This is a genomic window from Saccharomonospora iraqiensis subsp. iraqiensis (assembly GCF_000430445.1).
Classification (GTDB): Bacteria; Actinomycetota; Actinomycetes; order Mycobacteriales; family Pseudonocardiaceae; genus Saccharomonospora; species Saccharomonospora iraqiensis.
On record NZ_KE387040.1, the window covers coordinates 79,729 to 84,819 of the forward strand.

The 5,091-nt window shown below is 70.4% G+C and carries 4 protein-coding genes, 2 tRNA genes and 1 pseudogene; 6 read left to right on the forward strand and 1 reads right to left on the reverse strand.

Going from position 1 to position 5,091, the window contains the following annotated elements; all coding sequences use genetic code 11:
• The 3 genes and pseudogenes from ACTIR_RS27355 to ACTIR_RS0102385 form a co-directional block, all read left to right on the forward strand.
• A pseudogene (locus ACTIR_RS27355) lies at positions 1–202 on the forward strand (HAD family hydrolase); the annotation flags it as partial.
• A 94-nt stretch (positions 203–296) separates the two neighbouring features.
• Positions 297–368, forward strand: a tRNA-Gln gene (locus ACTIR_RS0102380).
• 51 nt (positions 369–419) lie between these two features.
• Positions 420–492 (forward strand) — tRNA-Glu (locus ACTIR_RS0102385).
• 267 nt (positions 493–759) lie between these two features.
• Here ACTIR_RS0102385 and ACTIR_RS0102390 read toward each other — a convergent pair.
• Positions 760–1,497 (reverse strand): IclR family transcriptional regulator, encoded by a 738-nt coding sequence (locus ACTIR_RS0102390; RefSeq protein WP_034237921.1) that lies wholly within the window; start codon positions 1,495–1,497, stop codon positions 760–762.
• Positions 1,498–1,585: 88 nt separating this feature from the next.
• Here ACTIR_RS0102390 and leuC point away from each other — a divergent pair, with 88 nt between their 5' ends.
• From leuC to ACTIR_RS25105, 3 genes are all read left to right on the forward strand, one after another.
• Positions 1,586–3,001, forward strand: coding sequence for a 3-isopropylmalate dehydratase large subunit (gene leuC / locus ACTIR_RS0102395; RefSeq protein ID WP_026453090.1), 1,416 nt, complete (start codon positions 1,586–1,588; stop codon positions 2,999–3,001).
• Between the two features lie 70 nt (positions 3,002–3,071).
• On the forward strand, positions 3,072–3,665 hold the full coding sequence (leuD, locus tag ACTIR_RS0102400) for a 3-isopropylmalate dehydratase small subunit (RefSeq protein ID WP_026453091.1): 594 nt from the start codon (positions 3,072–3,074) through the stop codon (positions 3,663–3,665).
• A gap of 276 nt (positions 3,666–3,941) precedes the next feature.
• Positions 3,942–5,030, forward strand: coding sequence for an HU family DNA-binding protein (locus tag ACTIR_RS25105; protein WP_084789282.1), 1,089 nt, complete (start codon positions 3,942–3,944; stop codon positions 5,028–5,030).
• Positions 5,031–5,091: the final 61 nt, after the last annotated feature.

Sequence of the window (5,091 nt, forward strand, 5' to 3'; positions counted from 1 at the left end):
CACGGTGGGCGCGGACGGCACGGTGGGCGCGGACGGCACGGTGGGCGCGGACGGCGCGGAGAGCGCGGACGGCACGGGCGGCTTCCACGACGACGTCCCGGCGGGCGTCCACGTCCTGACGACCCTGGCGGAGCTCCCTGAGCTGCTGGTCTCCGAGTTCGCCCGGGTGGGTGTCCCCTCGGGGGTGCCGGCTCCGCGGTGAAAGACGAACCCCCGTGTTCGGCCCCGTTCGGGCATGGTCTAGTATTCTTCTCAACAGCAGGCACCGAGCCGAAGCGCTTCGGGGAGGTGCCCGTTGGGGTATGGTGTAATCGGCAGCACGACTGATTCTGGTTCAGTTAGTCTAGGTTCGAGTCCTGGTACCCCAGCTGCGGAGCGGGAAAACCGGTCTGGTAAGATCGCTTCCGCAACACAGGCAAGCCCCCGTCGTCTAGCGGCCTAGGACGCCGGCCTCTCACGCCGGTAGCGTGGGTTCGAATCCCATCGGGGGTACCGAAGAGAAGGGCCCCTCTGCACCACGCAGAGGGGCCCTTTCTCGTGTGTCCGTTCCCCGGCGAGTCGCCACTCCATGCCCGCGAGTCGTCACTTCAGGCCCGCGAGTCGTCACTTCAGGCCCGCGAGTCGTCACTTCAGGCCCGCGAGTCGTCACTTCAGGCCCGCGAGTCGTCACTTCAGGCCCGCGAGTCGTCACTTCAGGCCCGCGAGTCGCCGCTCCAGCGGTGCGGGTCGGCGCTTTGGGGCCGGGAGCCCGCACCGCGGTCAGAGGTGGTCCTGCAGCGAGCTCGCGGCGTCCAGGAGGTCCGTGGCCCAGCGGGAACCCGGACGGCGGCCGATGCGGTCCACCGGCCCCGAGACCGACACGGCGGCGACGACGTTGCCCGCGGCGTCGCGTACCGGTGCGGACACACTGGACACTCCGGGCTCGCGCTCGGCCACGCTCTGCGCCCACCCACGGCGCCGTACCTCGAGCAGGGTGCGTTCGCCGAACACGGCGTCCGCCAGGACGGCCTGCTGGGTGTGTGCGTCCGCCCACGCCGCCAGCACCTTCGCCCCCGAGCCGGCCGTCATCGGCAGCCGCGCACCCACCGGCACCGTGTCCCGGAGTCCGCTCGGCGGTTCCGCCACCGACACGCACACCCGGATGACGCCCTCCCTCCGGTACAACTGCACGCTCTCGCCGGTGATGTCGCGCAGTTCCGGCAGGATGACACTCGCGGCGTCCAGCAGCGGGTCGACGCTGCCGCCCGCCAGTTCGGCCAGCGCGGACCCCGGATGCCACCGCCCCTCGGCGTCGCGCCGCACCATCCGGTGCACCTCGAGACCGACCGCGAGTCGGTGTGCCGTCGCCCGCGGCAGACCGGTCCGCGCGCACAGATCCCCCAGCGCGCACGGACTGTCCGCCACGGCGTGCAGGACCGCCACGGTCTTGTCGAGCACACCGATCCCGCTCTGCTGCTGTTTCGCGCCGTCCTGCTTGCTAACATCGGGTTGTCCCACAAGGCGATACTACAATCTCGCCATCTGGGATGTCCACATTCTGAGAAGTGAGTCCGCTCGCTACCGACACGTACACGGAGGAGCCCTGATGGCCGAGACGCGGGGCCGCACACTGGCGGAGAAGGTGTGGGACGCGCACACGGTGCGCCGCGGCGAAGGTGCCGAACCCGACCTGCTCTACATCGACCTGCACCTGGTGCACGAGGTCACCAGCCCGCAGGCGTTCGACGGGCTCCGGTTGGCGGGCAGGTCGGTCCGGCGCCCGGACCTGACGATCGCGACGGAGGACCACAACGTCCCCACGGCCGGCACCGAGCTGCCCATCGCCGATCCGGTGTCGCGCACCCAGGTGGACACCCTCCGCCGCAACTGCGAGGAGTTCGGTGTCCGTCTGCACCCCATGGGGGACACCGAACAGGGCATCGTGCACGTCATCGGCCCGCAGCTCGGCCTGACCCAGCCCGGGACGACCGTGGTCTGCGGGGACAGTCACACCTCCACGCACGGGGCGTTCGGGGCGATGGCGTTCGGGATCGGCACCTCGGAGGTCGAGCACGTGCTCGCCACGCAGACGTTGCCGCTGCGCCCGTTCAAGACCATGGCGGTCACCGTGGACGGGCACCTGCGTCCCGGCGTCACGGCCAAGGACATCATTCTCGCCGTCATCGCGCGGATCGGGACCGGCGGTGGCCAGGGGTACGTGCTGGAGTACCGGGGCAGCGCGATCGAGTCGCTGTCCATGGAAGCCCGCATGACGATCTGCAACATGTCCATCGAGGCGGGGGCCCGCGCCGGGATGATCGCCCCGGACGAGACCACCTTCGCCTATCTGAAGGACCGTCCGCACGCCCCGCAGGGCGCCGACTGGGACGCCGCCGTGGCCGAGTGGCGGGAGCTGCGCACCGACGACGACGCCGAGTTCGACGCCGAGGTCCGGATCGACGCGAGCACGCTGACCCCGTTCGTGACCTGGGGCACCAACCCGGGACAGGGGCTGCCGCTCGGCGAGTCGGTGCCCGACCCCGCCTCGATGACCGACGAGACCGCCCGGGCCGCCGCCGAGAAGGCCCTGTCCTATATGGATCTCGAACCGGGCACCCCGCTGCGTGACATCGCGGTGGACACGGTCTTCCTCGGCTCGTGCACGAACGGTCGCATCGAGGACCTGCGTGCCGCCGCGGAGATCCTGCACGGGCGCCGGGTGGCGGACGGCGTACGGATGCTCGTCGTGCCCGGCTCGATGCGGGTCCGGCAGGTGGCCGAGGCCGAGGGCCTGGACACGATCTTCACCGGGGCGGGTGCGGAATGGCGGCAGGCGGGGTGCTCGATGTGCCTCGGCATGAACCCGGACCAGCTGGCGCCCGGGGAGCGCAGCGCGTCGACGTCGAACCGCAACTTCGAGGGCAGGCAGGGCAAGGGCGGCCGGACCCACCTGGTGTCCCCGCTCGTGGCCGCCGCCACCGCCGTACGGGGCACCCTGTCCTCGCCCGAGGACCTGGACTGACCGCCCGCCACACCCGGACGACATCCGAGCGCGGCCCGTGGTGGACGGGCCGTCGAGGGAAGGAAGCAGCATGGAACCCTTCACCAGCCACACCGGCGTCGGAGTCCCGCTCCGCGCGTCCAACGTGGACACCGACCAGATCATTCCGGCCGTCTACCTCAAGCGGGTCTCGCGCACCGGCTTCGAGGACGGCCTGTTCGCCGCCTGGCGCGGTGACGAGGACTTCGTCCTCAACCGCGAGCCCTACCGGCAGGGCAGCGTGCTCGTGGCGGGACCGGACTTCGGCACCGGTTCCTCCCGCGAACACGCCGTGTGGGCGCTGACGAACTACGGCTTCCGGGTGGTCATCTCCCCGCGGTTCGCCGACATCTTCCGGGGGAACGCCGGCAAACAGGGCCTGGTGACCGCGCAGTGCGCGCAGGACGACGTCGAGCGGCTGTGGGAGCTGCTCGAGGCCGAACCCGGCACCGAGGTGCAGGTCGACCTGCGGGACAGGACCGTGCGGGCGGGCGAGTTCGTCACCGGTTTCACCATCGACGACTACACCCGTTGGCGCCTCATGGAGGGTCTCGACGACATCGCGTTGACCCTGCGGCACTCCGACGAGATCGACGCCTTCGAACGGCGGCGCCCGGCACACAAGCCGGTCACCACCGCGGGGTAGTCCGGCGCACTCCGGGGCGGATTCCCGCGTGTGTACGGGGAATCCGCCCCGCCCCGGCCGCCTCCACCGGGGAAAGCACACCGCCCGGCGGCCACGTGGGACGCCGGAGGCGAAGACACCTGGGACTCCCGCGAAACACCGCGGGGAAGGTGTAACAGCGCACTCGGGAAGCGAAAAATCCGCGTGCCGTTTGGAATTCATGCTGCGTTGGTAATACCGTGTGCGCATGTCGGCCGGTGTGGCCGGGTAACACGAAGTTCTTCTTGGAGGACTGGAATGGCCAACAAGGCCCAACTCATCGAAGCGCTCTCCGAGCGCTTGGGCGACAAGAAGGTCGCGTCGGAAGCCGTCGACAACCTCGTCGACATCATCATTCGTACGGTGAACAAGGGCGAGAAGGTGAACATCACCGGCTTCGGTGTGTTCGAGAAGCGCGCCCGTGCCGCCCGGACGGCGCGGAACCCGCGCACCGGCGAGACAGTGCGGGTGAAGAAGACCAACGTCCCCGCCTTCCGTGCGGGCACGACGTTCAAGGACGTGGTCAGCGGCGCCAGGAAGCTGCCGAAGGCCACGCCCGCGAAGCGCACGTCGGCGACGACCGCGCGCGGTGCCGCCGGGACGCAGACGTCGTCGCGGACGTCGGCCACCCGCCCCACCTCCACGCGCACCACCACCAACCGGACGCGGACCACCACGGCGCGGGGCGGTACCACCACCGCACGGGGCACGTCGGCCAGGAGCACGACCGCGAAGGGCGCCGCGGCGAAGACGGCGCCGAAGAGCACGACCGGATCGTCCGGCACGAAGTCGAGCGCGGCGAAGTCGACCGGCACGAAGTCGACCGGCACGAAGTCGACGACCGCCAAGTCGACGACCGCGAAGTCGGGCACCGCCAAGGCCGGTACGGCCAAGTCGAGCACCGCCAAGTCGAGCACCGCCAAGTCGTCGACCACGAAGTCCACCGGGACCAAATCGACGGCCGCGAAGTCGACGGGCACCAAGTCCTCCGGCACGAAGTCCTCCGGTACGAAGTCCTCCGGCACGAAGTCGACGGGGACCAGGTCCACGGCGGCCGCGAAATCCTCCGGCACGAAGTCCACCGCGACGAAGTCGACGGGCACCAAATCCACCGCCACCAGGTCGAGCGGCACGAAGTCCACGGCCGCGAAGTCCACCGACACGAAATCGAGCGGCAGCAGGTCCACGGCCGCGGCGAAGTCCTCGGGGACGAAGACGAGCACCGCCGGGACCACGAAGGCGGCGGCGAAGTCCTCGGCAGGCACGGCGAAGGCGACCGCGAAGACCTCGCCCGCGCGCAAAACGGGAAGCACCGCGAAGAAGACGACCACCGCGAAAGCGCAGTAACCGCACCTCGTCCGCGGCGACACGAACTCGGCGGGGCCCGGCCACCGGCACGGGACCCGCC